Annotated in this window: 21 protein-coding genes and 1 pseudogene; 5 read left to right on the top strand and 17 right to left on the bottom strand. The window is 46.1% G+C overall.

Annotated features, from left to right (window positions below; all coding sequences use genetic code 11):
- Window positions 1-25 precede the first annotated feature (25 nt).
- Both Q4579_RS07095 and Q4579_RS07090 read left to right on the top strand, forming a co-directional pair.
- Window positions 26-571 (top strand): DUF1415 domain-containing protein, encoded by a 546-nt coding sequence (locus Q4579_RS07095; protein ID WP_303562796.1) that lies wholly within the window; start codon window positions 26-28, stop codon window positions 569-571.
- Window positions 572-767: 196 nt separating this feature from the next.
- Entirely contained in the window at window positions 768-1967 is a 1200-nt protein-coding gene (locus Q4579_RS07090) for a GGDEF domain-containing protein (protein WP_303562794.1), read from the top strand.
- Between the two features lie 334 nt (window positions 1968-2301).
- Here the strand turns inward: Q4579_RS07090 and malG are convergent, their stop codons facing one another.
- The 3 genes from malG to malE form a co-directional block, all read right to left on the bottom strand.
- On the bottom strand, window positions 2302-3192 hold the full coding sequence (gene malG, locus Q4579_RS07085) for a maltose ABC transporter permease MalG (RefSeq protein ID WP_303562793.1): 891 nt from the start codon (window positions 3190-3192) through the stop codon (window positions 2302-2304).
- Window positions 3193-3202: 10 nt separating this feature from the next.
- On the bottom strand, window positions 3203-4744 hold the full coding sequence (malF, locus tag Q4579_RS07080; protein WP_303562896.1) for a maltose ABC transporter permease MalF: 1542 nt from the start codon (window positions 4742-4744) through the stop codon (window positions 3203-3205).
- Between the two features lie 106 nt (window positions 4745-4850).
- Complete coding sequence (malE, locus tag Q4579_RS07075; protein ID WP_303562792.1) at window positions 4851-6032, bottom strand: maltose/maltodextrin ABC transporter substrate-binding protein MalE; 1182 nt, start codon at window positions 6030-6032, stop codon at window positions 4851-4853.
- Between the two features lie 767 nt (window positions 6033-6799).
- Here malE and malK point away from each other — a divergent pair.
- A complete protein-coding gene (gene malK, locus Q4579_RS07070; RefSeq protein ID WP_303562790.1) occupies window positions 6800-7909 on the top strand; it encodes a maltose/maltodextrin ABC transporter ATP-binding protein MalK in 1110 nt (369 codons plus the stop codon).
- Between the two features lie 209 nt (window positions 7910-8118).
- Entirely contained in the window at window positions 8119-8304 is a 186-nt protein-coding gene (locus tag Q4579_RS07065; RefSeq protein WP_211650247.1) for a hypothetical protein, read from the top strand.
- 101 nt (window positions 8305-8405) lie between these two features.
- Here Q4579_RS07065 and Q4579_RS07060 read toward each other — a convergent pair whose 3' ends face one another.
- Together Q4579_RS07060 and Q4579_RS07055 are read right to left on the bottom strand one after the other, a co-directional pair.
- On the bottom strand, window positions 8406-8765 hold the full coding sequence (locus tag Q4579_RS07060; protein ID WP_303562789.1) for a hypothetical protein: 360 nt from the start codon (window positions 8763-8765) through the stop codon (window positions 8406-8408).
- Between the two features lie 34 nt (window positions 8766-8799).
- Window positions 8800-9429 carry a hypothetical protein gene (locus tag Q4579_RS07055; protein WP_303562788.1) on the bottom strand — a complete coding sequence of 210 codons (630 nt, stop codon included), beginning with the start codon at window positions 9427-9429 and terminating at the stop codon, window positions 8800-8802.
- A gap of 322 nt (window positions 9430-9751) precedes the next feature.
- Here Q4579_RS07055 and Q4579_RS07050 point away from each other — a divergent pair, with 322 nt between their 5' ends.
- A complete protein-coding gene (locus Q4579_RS07050; protein WP_303562786.1) occupies window positions 9752-11011 on the top strand; it encodes an IS256 family transposase in 1260 nt (419 codons plus the stop codon).
- Here Q4579_RS07050 and Q4579_RS23055 read toward each other — a convergent pair whose 3' ends face one another.
- The 12 genes and pseudogenes from Q4579_RS23055 to Q4579_RS07000 all read right to left on the bottom strand — a co-directional run bounded on the left by Q4579_RS23055 (window position 11012) and on the right by Q4579_RS07000 (window position 16937).
- The gene (locus Q4579_RS23055; RefSeq protein WP_368501967.1) at window positions 11012-11287 is read right to left on the bottom strand and encodes a DUF1493 family protein; all 276 of its coding nucleotides are present in this window, start codon (window positions 11285-11287) and stop codon (window positions 11012-11014) included.
- A gap of 62 nt (window positions 11288-11349) precedes the next feature.
- The gene (locus Q4579_RS07045) at window positions 11350-11769 is read right to left on the bottom strand and encodes a hypothetical protein (RefSeq protein ID WP_303562785.1); all 420 of its coding nucleotides are present in this window, start codon (window positions 11767-11769) and stop codon (window positions 11350-11352) included.
- Window positions 11766-12068: a hypothetical protein gene (locus tag Q4579_RS23050; protein WP_368501966.1), complete on the bottom strand. Its 303-nt coding sequence runs from the start codon at window positions 12066-12068 to the stop codon at window positions 11766-11768. The genes Q4579_RS07045 and Q4579_RS23050 overlap by 4 nt, the downstream gene beginning before the upstream one ends.
- Before the next feature lie 270 nt (window positions 12069-12338).
- On the bottom strand, window positions 12339-12686 hold the full coding sequence (locus Q4579_RS07040; protein ID WP_303562783.1) for a hypothetical protein: 348 nt from the start codon (window positions 12684-12686) through the stop codon (window positions 12339-12341).
- A 1-nt stretch (window position 12687) separates the two neighbouring features.
- Window positions 12688-13365 carry an RHS repeat-associated core domain-containing protein gene (locus Q4579_RS07035; protein ID WP_303562781.1) on the bottom strand — a complete coding sequence of 226 codons (678 nt, stop codon included), beginning with the start codon at window positions 13363-13365 and terminating at the stop codon, window positions 12688-12690.
- A gap of 231 nt (window positions 13366-13596) precedes the next feature.
- A complete protein-coding gene (locus tag Q4579_RS07030; RefSeq protein WP_303562779.1) occupies window positions 13597-14175 on the bottom strand; it encodes a hypothetical protein in 579 nt (192 codons plus the stop codon).
- Window positions 14176-14309: 134 nt separating this feature from the next.
- Window positions 14310-14600, bottom strand: coding sequence for a hypothetical protein (locus Q4579_RS07025; protein ID WP_303562777.1), 291 nt, complete (start codon window positions 14598-14600; stop codon window positions 14310-14312).
- 143 nt (window positions 14601-14743) lie between these two features.
- Window positions 14744-15034 (bottom strand): hypothetical protein, encoded by a 291-nt coding sequence (locus Q4579_RS07020; RefSeq protein WP_303562775.1) that lies wholly within the window; start codon window positions 15032-15034, stop codon window positions 14744-14746.
- A 203-nt stretch (window positions 15035-15237) separates the two neighbouring features.
- The gene (locus Q4579_RS07015) at window positions 15238-15675 is read right to left on the bottom strand and encodes an RHS repeat-associated core domain-containing protein (RefSeq protein ID WP_303562774.1); all 438 of its coding nucleotides are present in this window, start codon (window positions 15673-15675) and stop codon (window positions 15238-15240) included.
- Between the two features lie 6 nt (window positions 15676-15681).
- On the bottom strand, window positions 15682-16128 hold the full coding sequence (locus tag Q4579_RS07010) for a hypothetical protein (RefSeq protein WP_303562772.1): 447 nt from the start codon (window positions 16126-16128) through the stop codon (window positions 15682-15684).
- A pseudogene (locus Q4579_RS07005) lies at window positions 16116-16748 on the bottom strand (RHS repeat-associated core domain-containing protein); the annotation flags it as partial. The pseudogene Q4579_RS07005 and the gene Q4579_RS07010, both read right to left, overlap by 13 nt.
- 12 nt (window positions 16749-16760) lie before the next feature.
- Entirely contained in the window at window positions 16761-16937 is a 177-nt protein-coding gene (locus Q4579_RS07000) for a hypothetical protein (protein ID WP_303562770.1), read from the bottom strand.
- Window positions 16938-17046 lie beyond the last annotated feature (109 nt).

The following is a 17046-nucleotide window of genomic DNA, read 5'->3' as shown; positions in this document are numbered from 1 at the left end:
TACTCATTACAATATCTGGTGATTCATGTCTTATCTTCATCACGTTGAACAGTGGCTCGATGATGTCGTCATCGGATTGAACTTATGTCCGTTCGCCGCCAAACCGCGCAGAAATGAGCAAATTCGTATTGCGATCTGCGAAACTGACTCGCTGGACGTGCTTTTAGAAAACATTCAACAAGAGATTCAACGCCTGGACAATACGCCAGTCTGTGATCTTGATACAAGCTTGGTCGTTTGCCCCAACCTTTTACAGGATTTTGACGAGTACAATCAGTTTCTTGATATGGTTGAGGCGCTCATCAGCCAGTGCGGAAAAGATGGTGTGTATCAGGTCGCCAGTTTCCACCCCGATTACTATTTTTTCGGAACACACCCCGATGATGCAGAAAACCTGACAAATCGTGCGCCCTATCCAATCTTTCATCTAATCCGTGAGGACAGCATGGAGAAAGTACTGGCGCACTATCCTGATCCAGAAGCAATACCAGAACAGAACATTGAGAAGATGAATGCGCTGACCAAGGAAGAAATACGTCAGCTCTTCCCTTACTTAATTAGCAAAAACTAATATATTCAGCCCGGCAATTGCAGGGCTTTTTCATTCTATAACAATGGCCTATGACTCAAAATTGTATCGCGTTCAGACTGAATCCATCCCCACCTTCAAATGTGTTGGGATTAAGCACCAAGTTAGCTATGATATCTCCTTGACAGGGAATATTGTAATGCAAACACTCTCATTTTCAGTATTTAGAAACGCTAAAATGCGTTTCGCGCTGCCTTTAGTTCTGGCTATGGGTACCTTCGCCGTACACGGTGATATTGTGGCCTCGATGTCACATCAGGTTGAAGTGTTGCTTCTGCTTCCCTACATACTCCTGAGTCTGGTCATGATGCTGTGCCAGCCGTTCAATCAGAGTAAAACAGGGATCAGCGCGATGCTGATGCTGCTTGCTTATTATTTGATTCAGCAGAATTTACAGGCACCGCTGGCCCAGTCAAAAACCGGGTTAACCTACATTTTACTGTCCATTCTGCTGCCTCTGAACCTGTTTCAGCTCCACTTTATCCCGGAAAGGCGGTTGTTTTCGCGGTTTGGGCTGATCTATCTCGGTATCCTCGGGCTTCAGTTGTCCTGGGGGTGGCTGCTGATTAAACATGTGGAACCGGATCAAACTACCAATGTATGGCAAACCTATTTTTATACATTGGGAGATTTTTCGCCTTTGCCCTTAATCCTGATTCTCATGCTGCTTGCGCTGACCTGTGCCAGTGCATCCATCATTCTGAAACGGAATCAGGGCTATGATCAGGCCACCTTTATTTGCCTGCTCTTTTCCGGGCTGACACTGGCTCAGTTTCAGCAACCGTATATGTCGAGTATTGCCTTTACTGTGGCGTCTGGCTTGTTGTTACTCAACCTGATGTCCTGTTCGCATGAACTTGCCTTTATTGATCCGCTGACAGGCATTCCGGGCAGACGGGCAATGGAGACAGAGCTAAAGCATCTGGGCAGAACTTATACGCTGGCGATGCTGGATGTGGATCACTTCAAGCAGTTCAACGATAAATACGGCCATAAAACCGGCGATGATGTGCTGCGATTGGTGGCCCAGTTTTTACTGAATATCAACATCAAAGCCGAAGTTTACCGCTATGGCGGCGAAGAATTTACGATTCTCTTTAAGGGACGGCGTAAAGGTCAGTGTATCGAAGCACTGGAAGAACTCCGTGAAGCGATTGCAAACTATCCGATGCATATCAGAGATGTGGAATCCAGGCCACTCGATGATTTGGAAGGGAAACGCAAACGCGGCAGCCGCAGAAAGAATGAAACCGTGCAGATCACAGTCAGTATCGGCGTAGCAGACAGTCAGGAAGACTCAAGAACCGCCAATGTCCTGAAAGTCGCTGACAAAGCACTTTATAAAGCGAAACAACAAGGAAGAAATCAGGTCGCCTGATCCAAACAGCGACCGCTTTCTGTCCAACACAACAAAAGCCTTTTCATTGATGATAAGGCTTTTGTTGTTTTCGGCCCTGCTTTTCACTTCCAGAACACCTTCTCTGACAGACAGATCAATGTGTTGCGATTGAACACATACAAAAAAGCCCGGTGAACACACCGGGCTTTGGTTACCAATTCAACCTGCGATTTGTCTGAAACAAAGAGCAAGTCCAGCTATGCAACGCCAATAGATTGAGAGAAACATTTAACAGATCGGCGGCCAAACCAATGTTAAACCTTCATCTCCGGGGATGGCCCACCCTAAGTGAACATGGGCCTTCTTGTTATTTTTATCCCTTAACCCCGCCGGCAGTCAGACCGCCGACCAGGAATTTCTGCGCCAGCAAAAACACAATCGTTATCGGCATCGCCGATAACACGGCTGCAGCGGCAAAATCTCCCCACAAGTAGTTTTGCGGATAAAGATATTGCTGCATTCCCACAGCCAATGTGTAGGAATTTACATCACGCAATAACAACGATGCAACAGGAACTTCTGTAACTGCGGCAATGAACGAAAGAATAAACACCACAGCAAGGATAGGTACAGAAAGCGGCAATAAAACCAGCCGGAAGGCCTGCCAGGGTGTCGCTCCATCCAAGGCGGCGGCTTCTTCCAGAGAGCCGTCAATGGATTCAAAATATCCTTTAATTGTCCACACATGCAACGCAATACCACCCATATAAGCAAAAATCACACCGCCATGCGTGTTCATCCCCAGGAAAGGAACATACGCCCCCAAACGGTCAAACAACGCATACAGTGCAACCAGTGCCAGCACCGGCGGAAACATCTGTAAAATCAGCATAGCACGCAAAATATGGCTTTTTCCGGCAAACTTCATTCTCGCAAATGCATAAGCGCAGGTTGTGGACAAAGCCACAATGCCGATGGCCGTCAGCCCTGCGACTTTCACTGAATTCCAAAGCCAGGTCAGTACCGGGAACGGGGGCAAAGTTTGACTCCCATCGGCATGCTCAACTGCAATGCCCAACGCCAGTTTCCAGTGCTCAAGCGATGGATCACTCGGAATCAGTTCTCCGGAAGCATAATTCCCTTCCCGGAATGAAATCGCGATCACCATTAACAACGGTAACATGATCAGTCCAAGGAAACACCACATTGCAATATGCGTGGCCCATACCCGGTATTTCAACGATTGTGGCTGTACCATTGCCATGGATTTCCCCTTACTCAGCATCCAGTTTGGTAAATTTCATATTCAACAGCGACAAACCACCGACCAGCAGGAAGATGATCGTTGCGATTGCACCCGCCAGACCAAAGTCTTGCCCGCCTGAGCCTTCAAATGCAATCCGGTAGGTATAACTGACCAACAGGTCAGTATGTCCTGCCGGAACGCTGGTTCCAAGCATGTCAGGCGCACCGTTGGTGAGCAGCTGAATCAACACAAAGTTGTTGAAGTTAAATGCGAACGTCGCGATCAGCAGCGGGATCATCGGTTTCACCAGCATCGGTAAAGTGATGCGGAAGAAGTTATCCAGCGGCCCTGCACCATCCATTGCAGATGCTTCATACAAATCATCCGGAATGGCTTTCAACAGCCCCATCGCCAGAATCATCATGTAAGGGTAGCCCAGCCAGGTATTGACGATCAGAATCATGGATTTCGCCAGAAACGGATCAGTGAACCAGGATGGACTCAATCCAAACAGACCTTCCAGCACCTGATTAATTTCACCAAAACTCTGGTTAAATAAGCCTTTGAAAATCAGAATTGAAATAAATGCCGGAACAGCATAAGGCAGGATTAACAGCACCCGGTACAAGCCCCGCCCTTTGAGCGCTTCCCAGGACACCACCTGCGCCAGCACAACACCAACAGCCAGCGTGAAGACGACAGTCAGTCCGGAAAATAAAACCGTCCAGACAAAAATACTCAGGAATGGCCCCTGAATTCCGGGATCCGTAAAGATTCGCGTGAAGTTCGCCCAGCCTGCACTGACAATGAATCCAGGCGACATTGGCTCCCCTATAAACTGTCCCTGGCTGTCTACTTCCTGATAAAAACCAATGGCTGTATTCGGCTGAAAGACTTGCTGTGTTTTTTGGTTGATCAATGTCTCACCGTCGCTCTGCAACGCATACAACGGCTGACTGGCGGCAAACTTACGCAATCCGGACATGGTCAATTGCTCGCCGTTCGGTAACACAGCAGCCACATCACTCAATTGCTGACGATGCTGAATGACAGTTTTCAGCGGTGCTTTCGGCGAGGATGGCATTGATGCCTCGCGAAGTGATACAGCACCGCTCAGCGTTGTCAGATCAACCGGATCACTCACATACACGCCTTCATCGGTTTCCAGTGCCAGCTGATATAGGTTGTCCTGCCCGTAGAGTGAAAACTGATAGCTTTCGCCGGATTGAAACCGTTGTGCCATCAACACCGATTGAGCGCGTTCAAAACTCAGCTGATTCGTACCGCTATAGTTCGTAAACGCCAGACCTATGGTATACACCAGCGGAAAAATGATGAACAGAATCATCCCGGCCACGCCGGGGAAAATATATCGGTGCGCGTAAGTCCGCTTTCGGGCAAACACATAAACGCCAAGCGAAGTCAGGATCAGGGTCAGTAACGCAAAAGCATACTCAGCACGCGCATACATCAAGATAATCGCGTAGCCATTCAGGATGCTGATCCCGCCCAGCGCGGCCCATTTCAATCCAGCTCTGAATGCGGGCTTTTTTTCAGAAGTTTTATTCATATCAGTCGCATCAAGCGTGATTTCGGCAATAGGTTGAGACTGCATGCGCTTTCCTCGCAGTACGTCAGAGGAAGGAGCAGACGAACGCCTGCTCCGATAGGTCAGTTTACTTGGTCATTCGGTCTGCGACCGTATTCAGTGCTTCTTCAACAGACTGGCGACCGTTCACGACGTTATTGATTGCAGCTTTCTCGGCATACCAGAAAGACGACATCTGCGGAATATTCGGCATGACTTCACCGTTCATCGCGTTCGCCATTGTGGCAGAGATGCGCGCATCTGCACTCAGCTCATCCTGGAAAGAATTCAGTGCAACAGCGCCCAGTGGGGTATCATTGTTCACTTTACGCAGACCATCGTTGGTCAGCAGATAGTTCTCCAGAAACTCCACAGCCAGATCTTTGTTTGGTGATGCGGAGCTGATCCCTGCGGTCAGAACGCCGACAAAAGGTTTAGAAGGATTTCCATTGAGTTTCGGCAGTAACGCGACACCATAATTGATGCCCGCTTTATCAATGTTCGCCCAAGACCAGGGACCATTAATCGTCATGGCAACTTCGCCCTTGTTGAAACCGGCTTCAGCGATGGTGTAGTCAACATCCGGGGCAATCACACCCTTCTCAACTAAGCTTTTTACAAACGTCATGGCACGCTTGGCGCCTGCATTGTTCACACCCACATCTTTGGCATCATAACCAGATGCGGTGAATTTAAAGGCATAACCACCGTCAGCAGCCAGCAGCGGCCAGGTAAAGAAAGGTTCCTGCAGATTCCACATGACAGCACGCTTGCCCTGTTGCTTCAGCTTGGCATCCAGAGCCGCGACGTCTTCCCAGTTTTTCGGGGGCTCTGGCAGCAGATCTTTATTGTAAATCAACGACAGCGCTTCAACCGCAACCGGATAACCCACGTATTTGCCTTGATAAGAAACCGCATCCCAGGTGAAATCAGCAAATTGACTGCGGAACGCATCTGAAGGTTTCACTTCAGTCAGCAGGCCCGCCTGCGCATACCCGCCAAAACGATCGTGTGCCCAGAGTACAATGTCCGGACCATCACCGGTTGAAGCCAGTTGAGGAAATTTTTCTTCCAGCTTGTCCGGGTGTTCGACCGTCACTTTGATGCCGGTGTCAGCTTCGAATTGCTGTCCGACTTCGGCCAGGCCGTTATAGCCTTTATCACCATTGATCCAGATGGTCAGTTGCCCTTCTTCGATCGCTGCGTGGGCAGAGACAGAACCGAGAGCGGCAAGGGTACAGAGTGCGACAGTACTGAGGACTTTCTTCATTGTTATATCCTTCCAGATGGTTATCGTTGCAGTTTGCACTGGCAACACATTATCCAGCCTCTATCATCTCTGAGTCATTCCGAGGAGGCATCATCCTAAGCGCTACGCCCCCCACCACTGCGTATGAAAAGCGTGATCAGCGTCGTTAGCGTCAGTGACCAACGTCTAAAAAACGCATCTAATCGTGATGGGGCGCACATAGTACTTGCAATGATTTCATCTGGCAGTACAACAGGCCGTAAAGTGTGATCCAAATACTCCTCCCCCTCTCATCCCCCTGAGAAGAATGCTGTAAGGAGGATGTTATCAGCAAGTGGCTCATACACAATTCAACGACCCTCAACGAGGCTTGAGCTTGTTCAGCAGAACGACTGCTGTTGTATTGTTGACTGTTGCTGCACATTGCAGCTTATACCAATCAAAGTAAGTAAGTGATCAAAAATAGCGCAGGAAAAATGTTTGAGAACAAGGCAGATTTTTTAGATAAGTAGTTATTCTACAATCAAAAAATCTAACGCAGATATCGAACATTTTAACAAGCTAGGATGATCAGTTATTTACTGCGATTGGTATTAGATGCCCGCCACTTGGCATCGCACGGAACAGGATTGCTTGGGGAAGTCTCTCCTGTTGATCATGGGTAGCTGCCGTTCAACTGCCGCTGTACTTTTGGGCGCTACCCTGTTTTTTCTTCACCGACTTTGAGCAGCTCGCTTGCAGGCAATCCGCCTGAAGCGGGCTGGAAACAACTGATAGAGGGAAGCCGGATGGCAAGTGTCACTTTACGCAATGTCTGTAAAGCATATGGCGAAAACCTGATTTCGAAAAATGTCGATCTGGACATTGCTGAAGGCGAATTTGTCGTCTTCGTTGGCCCGTCAGGCTGTGGTAAATCCACACTGCTCCGTTGTATTGCAGGCCTTGAAGAGATCACTTCAGGCGATTTGTACATCGGCGAACAACGCATGAATGACATTCCCCCCGCTCAGCGTGGTGTGGGCATGGTCTTCCAATCCTACGCGCTGTACCCGCACCTGAATCTGTTCGATAACATGTCATTCGGGATGAAGCTGGCCCGCGCTGATAAAGAGGAAACGCGTCAACGTGTGGCGCACGCTGCTGATATTCTTCAGCTCGGCCACTTACTGGAGCGGAAACCGAAAGCATTGTCTGGCGGACAGCGCCAGCGTGTCGCCATTGGGCGGACACTGGTCGCACAACCTAAAGTTTTCCTGCTGGATGAGCCACTGTCAAATCTGGATGCTGCGCTGCGTGTCCAGATGCGAATCGAAATTGCCAAACTGCACAAGCAACTGGGCAGCACCATGATCTACGTGACGCACGATCAGGTCGAAGCCATGACGATGGCAAACAAGATTGTGGTTCTTGATGGTGGCGCCGTTTCTCAGGTAGGAAAGCCGCTGGAGCTTTACCATTACCCGGAAAACCGCTTCGTTGCCGGATTTATCGGCTCACCGAAAATGAACTTCATCAGTGTATTCGTTGAGCAGGTAGAAGAAGAACGCGTGATGGTTCAACTGGCTAACGGTACAACCTTCTGGATTCCTGTCGACGGCAGCTCAGTGACCCGAGGCGATCGGATGTCGCTCGGCATTCGACCGGAACACCTGACAACGGCAGAAGAAGGCGACGCAGTTGTTGAAGGTAAGATTCAGGTGGTTGAAAAACTGGGGCATGAAACGCAGGTCTATCTCAATCTGAAAGGTGTTGATGCCGACTTTATCTATCGTCAGCCGGATATTCTGGATGTCGAATCCGGCGAAACACTACGTGTCGGCATTCCGGCATACCGCTGTCACCTGTTCCATCGTGACGGCCAAGCCTGTCGCCGCTTGTATCGGGAAAAAGGGGTCTGATCCCATCGACGATGCCAATCAGCCGCAGAAATTTGCGGGTATCCTTCAGGGTATCCGTTTTCATATCTGCAGATTATAAAGACCCCGCCTCTTCCAAACCGATCGGAATGAACAAGGCCGCTAATTTACATTAAGATTGGTAGTGGGGATGTGTCAGGAAGACGCCGCCTGACACTGATTGCGACACTGTTCATGAGCCGGAGGTCACAATGAGTATCAGAGAACGCATTGAAGACATCGAACAACGCCTCACTGCTGCTTATCAGGAAGGGGACTATCAGCAGGTCAGGATGCTGGAGAACCAATTGAAAGAAATTCGAGGTCACCAGAGTATCGTGGATGACAGAGAGCCCTACTCACCGGAAGGTCGATTCTATCCCGATGATGGGGAATAACCCCTCAAACTTTATTACCTCAGTCCGGCACAACCGCCGGGCTGAGATTCCAGTCGTCTTGATGAGGTCATCGCTTCCAGCTCCCTCGCTGAGCAGAAAGTTTACGGATTGTTAAAATCAATCTCTAAGGTTTGAAAATAACAAATTATCTCCATGCCAACAGACGGCTCGATGTATAAAATGAAACAATCATTGTCAATCACAGAGATACCGAGCTTCTTTTTACAGTAATTTAAGTCGTCTGAGGGCGTTTCCTCGCTGAATATGCAGGCATCAAGAATGACATTCTGAAGCATCATGCCAGAACCATGATATTGTTTTACACCACTCAGATGACATATCAATGCCTGACCTTGGTTCGGATCTCTCAGAGAGAGATCGACAATTCTCAGATAGGGATCAACGTGAATTGTGCTGATTTCCCAATCATGTAAATCAGGTAACCGCCAAGTCTCATTCATTGATCCCCCCCAGATTCAGAAGCCACGTTCCCATTCAATCGCCTGCACACATCACTAAATAGCTTTCGCCATCGAAGATCCCAAGAATAAGCACTTGAAAGTTGTCCAGAACCTCAGAAATAAAACGGTCAATATCCTCGATACAATCAATCTCAGCATCAAACAGCACACATAAGAAATGCCAACTGAGTTTGGTGGCATAAATTAACGACAGTAAATCTTTTTCAGAATCAATCGTAGATTGACTGACAAAATGATAAGCGACGTCATGGTAAATAAAACCATGGGAATGACCATGCATGAACTCACTCCCATTTGCCATCACATCGTCAAAGAGGCAGCTTAAATGATCTTCGTTGAGTAACTCTTTTATAAAACAGGATAACCAGAGACTTGAATCAACGACTTTTACAACGCCAGATTCATGTTGATTTTCTTTGTGATTCTGACTGAATACACCACCACAATTCAGGTTAATCTGGTGAGTCATATGATAATTACCTGGGACAATGACCTTACAATTAAATCGTCTATTTCTAATCGTTTCAATTAACTTATTTTGAAATCCATTCCGTCCATCCAAATAATCACGGATATACTTTCTCCCGTGTGACAGATCGATATTCATCATTTTCACATCATTGCCTGTGTTAAACTTTTCCATCTCTGAATCAATCCTCCATACTGGTTCGCCTCAGACACTCAACGACAAACAGAATCATCGAATCACGACTTTCAATAATCAAGCTGACCTAACCTGACCATCTTATTTATTTGAGTACCTATCCCGATGTAATCAGTGCACAGTCATGCCATAGCTTAGTCTTGAGGATTTGCTCTATCTGAAACAGTGTAACAAGTTTGTAGTTTTCTTCTTTTCTTTTAATGAAGAGCTATGATGATTTCTGGTGTATGCGAAGAAAGGGTTGCGGTGTAACCTGTTGATTGATCCGGCAAGATCAACAACCAAACAAGGGCTACACCGCATGGCGAATAATAACGTTACTGAACTTCAGAAACCAGAAAATCTGCTTAACGAACTTCTTAAGCAAGGCGCTCAAGAGCTTTTAGCTAAAGCTATCGAGGCTGAACTTCAAAGTCTGCTTGCCGATTACAGCTCGGCAACCGTGGATGGAAGGCAAACTGTCGTGCGCAACGGCTACCAGCCAGAGCGCTCGATACAGACAGGGCTTGGCGACATCAAGGTGAAGGTTCCAAAGATTCGTGACCGCTCTAAAAGCGGTATCAAGTTTAACAGCAGTTTAGTACCACCATACCTGAAGCGGACGAAGAACCTGGAAGAATTTATCCCTTGGCTCTATTTACGTGGGATATCTACAGGCGATATGCAGCCAGCTTTGGAGTCTCTACTTGGCGAAAATGCCGGAGGTTTGTCCCCCAATGCGGTTTCTCGCCTTAAGTCACAATGGGAAGGCGATTATACTCAATGGCGCAAACGGGATCTGAGTAAGCGCCGATATGTTTATGTCTGGGCTGACGGGATCTACAGCAAAGTTCGTATGGATAACAAGCTATGTCTTCTCGTGATGCTTGGGGTTGATGAAAGTGGCCGAAAAGAGGTTCTCGCTGTTGTTGATGGCTTCCGCGAGTCAGAAGCGAGTTGGCTTGAGGTGCTGAATCAACTGACCTCACAAGGCTTGGCGATCGAGCCACGGCTCGCCATTGGTGACGGAGCACTTGGGTTCTGGAACGCTGTTACAAAGCACTGGCCGACCACTAAGCAGCAACGATGCTGGGTGCATAAGACAGCCAATGTGCTTAACAAGGTGCCGAAATCGGTACAACCGCGGATGAAGGACTCTTTACACGACATCTGGATGGCAGAAACCCGTGATGACGCCTATCAAGCCTACGATGCTTTTCAGAAGCGGTATGAAGCGAAGTACCCCAAAGCGTCAGAATGCTTGGTGAAAGACAAACAGGAGATGCTGGCATTCTATGATTTTCCAGCAGAGCATTGGACTCATATTCGGTCATCAAATCCGATTGAGTCTATGTTCGCAACGGTTCGACTGAGAACCAATAAAACCAAGAGTTGTGGCAGTCGAACGACCACATTAGCGATGGCATTTAAGTTAATGAAAACAGCTGAAGCAAACTGGCGCAGGCTAAGGGGCTTCAAGTTACTTGCAGATGTCATCGAGGGGAAATGCTTCAAAGATGGTATCCGCTCAAATCAGGACAATCAACAAGCCACTGCGCTGGAGTCCGTACACCAGATTTGACTATAGCTCTTTAATGAAACATGGAAACAGCCAATAAAAAACGCGTTGTGATTGCGTATCGCCGGGAAACTCCATAGGAAAGTATGACTCAAAGACAAAACTTGATAAGTCGACACCAAATGAAGTTTCCAGAATAGATATGAATTCATAAGCTTCATCACCATAGATACCCAAATCATGATATAACCTGGTGGAATATTTGTATCCTTTTATATCGCTTTTACCTTTACCGAACAACTTCAGGCAGGTAATGAGATCGCTCAAAAAATTATCCATCTATTTGAGCCCCTGTGGTATATCAGAGAGTAATAGTTGTCTTCAGAACCATAGTAATCTCCTTATTCACCCCCATGAAAATCGTATTGAATACTCACTTTAAACTCCGAAAGCATTTGAATTGCTTCAAGACTCAGCTCAAACATGACATTGTCATCGGAAAATACACCGATTAAAAAATTACAACTTCCTCCAGATTCAACAAGTTGAACAATATACTCCCTATCATAGCCCCTTAGCTGCATCTTCAGAAAATCATTCATCGAAACATCATCAAAATTCAACGGCGATTCATGCAGACAAAAGCTAACATTTGTTCGCTTGTACATTCCGTCTAATATTTTTCCACTTTTGGTTTTTTTGGGGCCTCCTACAGTTTGAGAGAATCTAGTCGGCAACTCAAAAACCCCTTCAATCTCATCCGCCGATATCGTTGGATGAGAAACATTAAAAGTAATCCTAAAGGTAGCGTTTCCACTCATAACAAATATATCCGGTAGGTATAGCTTTCTTTGCTGCCGTCGTAGCGGTTCAGCGCACTCAAGCGACCATCACTATCGTAACTGTATGTTTCCTTTGCGCCGCTCTTTAAGGTGTCTGTCCAGACATTTCCGTTAGGCACTTCTAACGTAACCCTAACCTCTGGAGTTTGAGGCAGCGCAGACCGCTGACGAGCACGAAGGGCATCTGAGTTTGCAGAATCAGTAACGTAATGCGTTCCATCTCGCCCACCACGTAACAACCCAGTTTCTTGAGTCGCTTTCAGTTCCGCTCTAGACATCCAGTGCTGAACAGTTTCAGTACCAGCCCCCTTCGCAACCCGGCTCGCAGCCCCCCAATCCCGTTACGCCGGGTATCACTAATCCCGCGACATCAAAACTCAGCGCTGTTAAGTTACAGAACCTTAGATAGAATTTATGAAAAGCTTAATACTTAAGGTCCTGTCTATTAATACACTTTATCAACAATAGTTTCTAGGTTCACAAATAGGTTTTATACATACTGTTCAGCCAGAGAGCCCATAAATACAAATTATTTTTTATCATTTTACCTATCGTCTCTGTGCAAAATATCCGAGTTTTTTCAGATCACTTAAATAATGCTTCTTGAAATAAATGCCACCAGGAACTGATGCAAGAAGAGACAACACAAAGAAATAAATCATATAAATTGGGTTTAATTTAAAACTTTCTCGCCAATCATCGATCATCGTGAGTGCTAAAAATAAAGGGGAAACTAACACACATGCAAATACTGCATAGATAACAAATCCTCCAAAAAATTTCAACCCTCCCCCTGACTTACCTAGGTACAATAAAGATTTTCCATAAATGATAAATCCTCCCCATAGCACAAATGAGTATAATAGAAAATAAATTGCTGTTAATAACCACATCATATTATAACTGCTGTCCTCCTAATTCACCCACAGCCACTGATATGCCTTCAACAATGGCCCCTACAGTATTTCCCGGAGCATTACTTATACTTGACGCACCCAGAGGTCGCCCAATAACTGGGAAACGGTAAGGCCCTACATAACGACCAATTGCAGTACCCAATGGACCGCCTAATGCGCCACCAAACGCTGCACCTCCAGCAGCTGAAAAGTCATAATTGCAAAGATTAGTGATATCTTTCCCTGCAACGACATTACCAGCACCTTGGCCCAAAAGGCTTGCTATACCAGCTCCAGCTAATGCTCCTTGCCATCCACCAGAAATATAGCCTCCATTACCACCAGAAATAGCACCATAGATACCACCGAAAAGACCAAATTCACCAGTAGGGTCAATATATCTAATAGGATTATTATAAACATAACTATAGACGCTTACTCCCCCACCCAACCCAATCGGATCCCGCTGAATGTACCGCCCAGTATTCGGATCGTAATCCCGGTAGAAATTGTAGTTCAGGCCGGACTCCGCATCCCGGTATTGCCCTGGAAAGCCGATAATGAAGGTGACTGGCTGATCTGTACCACCAGCTTTCCCAAACGGGCTCCTCGCCTGTTGCCAGATCAGGTTTTGTGCCTGAATCAGCCCGACCGGGGCGGACAGGTGATCACTCAGCACATCTGAAATCTGACCGTCTACATCAACAGTGACGGGGGCATAACCTGTGGCGCCGTAGGTCTAATCTTTCTGACCCTGAGGACCAGATTCACGGAGTAAAGTGTTCCCCAGCCAGTAGGATGATTAAGGTGCCTGTCCCGACATTTATTACTCGGGGCATACCTGGGGTTTTCTTTCGGTAGTACATATTGCAGAGTGGCCTCCCTTATTTGCTCGCTAAAGCAGGCCTTGTCATTTTACTTGCTTCTCAGCAAATGCAAGTTTCTTTTTCTCTGCATCACTGATAGAAGATTCTACCGGTTTATACAGCGTAGCAACTTTGGCGTAATCTTTATTTTTCCAAGAAATTTGTACTTCTCTTCTGATATGCGCCAGCTTGCTTTTCAACTCATACTGGTCACACTCTCTTTCTCTTAAACCCGATAGGCGTTTAAAAACGAACTCATTATGTTGCAATAACTCAACTGCATAGGTAGACAATAACGACGACAGTTTGGCAACACAGTTAGCCAGTACGGAAGGAGTGCTGGCCTGGAAAAAGGTATACCTTTCTTTTTCGGCCACACCCTCCAGTCTAAGAATCTCTCCCATATTAAATGGCCGCTCTTGCCCACCATACAGAACATTCAGCTCACCAATTTCAACATCGAGTTCATACGAACGGTCTGCATCATAACGCACAGCCACAAACACCTTATCACTTTCAAAACGAACGACATGGTTCGTGACTTCAACACAGCGAAAATGGTAATCAGAAACAAGGAACGAAAAACCTTTCTGAACCAAACTTTCAAAATTATTAGTGCTCATCTTAATCCTCAAATAGCAATGACCATCCGTCCAATTATTTGGGTGAATGGTAAGATCCTGTTGATGAGTTGTATTGCCAACCACGTCTTGTCATACGGCAAGTTGGAGGATTTGCTAGTCGGTCATATCTTGCCTCAGTGCGTCTGCAAAATCCTGACAATTTCTGCACACAACACAATATGTGTTGTTATCCCATCCCCGCGAATATTGTCCAATGCTTGATGCATTAAATTATCGTCATAGACAGGTCCAAAAAAGTCATAATCATTTCTGTTATAGCCATCGTCTGAACGAATATCGTCAGCAAAAAAATCCAACATTTTCATTGAATTACCGTCAAACCAAAGCTGTTCATGTGCGCGATGATAATTGCTGCTTCCATTGGGAACATGGTTGTTACTGTAATAAGATTCATCACCACTCAATGGCTTGAACCCAAATCTTTCTAATCCCAATGGGTCGATATAACTCTGTGGATCCCCCCAACATAAGAATAAGTGTCCACAGTTAGTAGATCAGATAAAAACCAAACTCTTAAATAACTACCAAATCAAGACCATAATTAAATTTAAAATTGACCATCATTAAATACATCAATTAAAGTCTCGACTTGAAGGCCTAATGCATTAGGCTCTCCATCATTACTCACTCCATAAATCATTAGATAATCAGAAAGGGAGTTAATCACAACCTCAACCTCATCTTCAGACAGATCAATCAAATATTGACCTGAGGGATACTTACCTTTTTCGAAATACTGCCCATCTTTTTCATATTCAATAAGTCTTTTGACCAAGGCTGAATCTTCAACTTCCTCAATTAGAAGTTTGATATCTGACAAGTTAATTTTAAATTGCATTGTAGCTACCTTATTGATTTAGGATTATAACTAAAACCTAAGTCATTAGCCTTGGCCTGTGCAGATCCACTTCCTGAAGAACGGGTCGTTCCTTGTTGCCAAATTTGAGGCCCTCGAGATTTCCCATAAGTCGTAACTACTTTTCCTTCACCATTCAATATAACGGTAGCTTTACTGCCTTGATACTTAACCAAACCGTTAGCCTATTCTACAACTTTTTTTGGATTCCGAACTGCATCTAATATGTATTCAGCTTTGACACCTTTACCACCATTTCTTCCAATAGCCTGGTTCAATCCGTGTTTTGTATACCCAGTGATTTTACCTGCAACGGCTTTGTTCGCAACCCGGCTCGCAGCCCCCAATCCCGTTACGCCGGGTATCGCTAATCCCGCGACATCTAAACTCAGCGCTGTTAAGTTACTGCTTAAATTCCCACAATCACCAAGAACATTGTCGGTTAAAATTCGATATAAACCATAGCCAATAAACCCGAAGTCAGCGACAGTGTCAATGATTAACCCTGTCGAATCCGTATAGTTCAGCGGGTCTGCACCGGCATAGCTGTACAGGTTGTATCCCCCACCCAACCCAATCGGATCACGCTGAATATTTTCTCTTCTGAGTATCTGTCCTGGCATTTCCGATTACGGGTAAATAGAAATTTTACTGATTAAATCTTCAACCGTCCTGGCATCATCAACTAAAGCCAATATGCTATGCTTCGTGTGGCCATATTTCGAATACCAACTTTTATTTTTCAGAAGAATATCGAGAATTTCAGACTTTATCGCGTCAAGATTCATTTTTTTTGTATAAGATAATTCCAATTCAGCCCAAACAGGCTTTGAACCCCAACTATCCCATCCAATAATAGCTTTTATTGCATGCAGAAAAGTCAAAGAAGACACCTCTTTTTTCTTAGCCGATATAATACGATACCTTACTCCGCAGGAATCAATCACTACACCATGATCAAAACAACCTTCAGCTAACTTTTTCTCACTGACAATGTGAAGTTGTTTTTCATCAGATATACCTCCCATCAGATAACGAGGTGTATATACCAGCACGGGAAATTTTAATTCTGACACCCACAACCTCCTGCTGTTGCAGCATCTCCAGCTAACCCTCCCGCCAAAGATCCTTGAGCCGCTTTAGCCCACCTCGGAGTTCCATACCACCACCGACCAAGGGGACCAAACTGATCCAATGTCGGGTGATTTCCATGTATTCTTTGATGAATTTCTCTTGGAACAGGATTCAAATTTGCAGGATGATTTCTCCAAGTTGCCCCTGTTTCACCCCGTCGTAGAAAAGCCCAATGGTGAGCATCCCAATCCCCATCAGGAGCATTACCGGCTCTTTGTTGCGCCTTTCTATAACGTGGGCTAACGTTCTTCCATGCTTTACTTAACTGCGACCATTTCTTACCAGAAACAGCATGCTTAAAAGCCCCACCAAAAGCCCCACCACCAACAGCCCCTAAAGCACCAGCAACGCCAACTTGAGTCCAGCTAATACAGCTCCAATTACCACCATTTGCCAAAAGCTGTCCACCTAAATCAATAGCCGCACCAATACCAGCACCAATCAACCCAAATTCACCAGTAGGGTCAATATATCTAATAGGATTATTATAAACATAAGTATAGACGCTTACCCCCCCACCCAACCCAATCGGATCACGCTGAATATACCGCCCAGTATTCGGATCGTAATCCCGCTAGAAATTGTAGTTCAGGCCGGACTCCGCATCCCGGTATTGCCCCGGAAAACCGATATTGAAGGTGACTGGCTGAGCTGTGCCGCCTGCTTTCCCAAACGGGCTTCTCGCCTGTTGCCAGATCAGGTTTTGTGCCTGAATCAGCCCGACCGGGGCGGACAGGTGATCACTCAGCACATCTGCAACCTGTCCGTCTGCATCAATCGTGACTGGAGCGTAACCTGTGGCGCCGTAGGTATAATCTTTCTGACCCTGAGGACCAGATTCACGGAGTAAAGTGTTCCCC

It is taken from the genome of Photobacterium sp. 1_MG-2023 (assembly GCF_030547945.1).
Classification (GTDB): domain Bacteria; phylum Pseudomonadota; class Gammaproteobacteria; order Enterobacterales; family Vibrionaceae; genus Photobacterium.
This window is presented reverse-complemented; position numbering and strand designations above follow the sequence as displayed.

Excerpts from the sequence above, each read along its gene's own strand:
- Q4579_RS07095 (WP_303562796.1), top strand. The coding sequence starts at position 26 with ATGTCTTATCTTCATCACGTTGAACAGTGGCTCGATGATGTCGTCATC.
- malE (WP_303562792.1), bottom strand. The coding sequence starts at position 6,032 with ATGAAGAAAGTCCTCAGTACTGTCGCACTCTGTACCCTTGCCGCTCTC.
- malK (WP_303562790.1), top strand. The coding sequence starts at position 6,800 with ATGGCAAGTGTCACTTTACGCAATGTCTGTAAAGCATATGGCGAAAAC.
- Q4579_RS07030 (WP_303562779.1), bottom strand. The coding sequence starts at position 14,175 with ATGAGCACTAATAATTTTGAAAGTTTGGTTCAGAAAGGTTTTTCGTTC.
- malF (WP_303562896.1), bottom strand. The coding sequence starts at position 4,744 with ATGAATAAAACTTCTGAAAAAAAGCCCGCATTCAGAGCTGGATTGAAA.
- Q4579_RS23055 (WP_368501967.1), bottom strand. The coding sequence starts at position 11,287 with ATGGATAATTTTTTGAGCGATCTCATTACCTGCCTGAAGTTGTTCGGT.
- Q4579_RS07045 (WP_303562785.1), bottom strand. The coding sequence starts at position 11,769 with ATGAGTGGAAACGCTACCTTTAGGATTACTTTTAATGTTTCTCATCCA.
- Q4579_RS07015 (WP_303562774.1), bottom strand. The coding sequence starts at position 15,675 with ATGCCAGGACAGATACTCAGAAGAGAAAATATTCAGCGTGATCCGATT.
- Q4579_RS07090 (WP_303562794.1), top strand. The coding sequence starts at position 768 with ATGCGTTTCGCGCTGCCTTTAGTTCTGGCTATGGGTACCTTCGCCGTA.
- Q4579_RS07065 (WP_211650247.1), top strand. The coding sequence starts at position 8,119 with ATGAGTATCAGAGAACGCATTGAAGACATCGAACAACGCCTCACTGCT.
- Q4579_RS07020 (WP_303562775.1), bottom strand. The coding sequence starts at position 15,034 with ATGCAATTTAAAATTAACTTGTCAGATATCAAACTTCTAATTGAGGAA.
- malG (WP_303562793.1), bottom strand. The coding sequence starts at position 3,192 with ATGGCAATGGTACAGCCACAATCGTTGAAATACCGGGTATGGGCCACG.
- Q4579_RS07050 (WP_303562786.1), top strand. The coding sequence starts at position 9,752 with ATGGCGAATAATAACGTTACTGAACTTCAGAAACCAGAAAATCTGCTT.
- Q4579_RS07040 (WP_303562783.1), bottom strand. The coding sequence starts at position 12,686 with ATGATGTGGTTATTAACAGCAATTTATTTTCTATTATACTCATTTGTG.
- Q4579_RS23050 (WP_368501966.1), bottom strand. The coding sequence starts at position 12,068 with ATGTCTAGAGCGGAACTGAAAGCGACTCAAGAAACTGGGTTGTTACGT.
- Q4579_RS07060 (WP_303562789.1), bottom strand. The coding sequence starts at position 8,765 with ATGAATGAGACTTGGCGGTTACCTGATTTACATGATTGGGAAATCAGC.
- Q4579_RS07055 (WP_303562788.1), bottom strand. The coding sequence starts at position 9,429 with ATGGAAAAGTTTAACACAGGCAATGATGTGAAAATGATGAATATCGAT.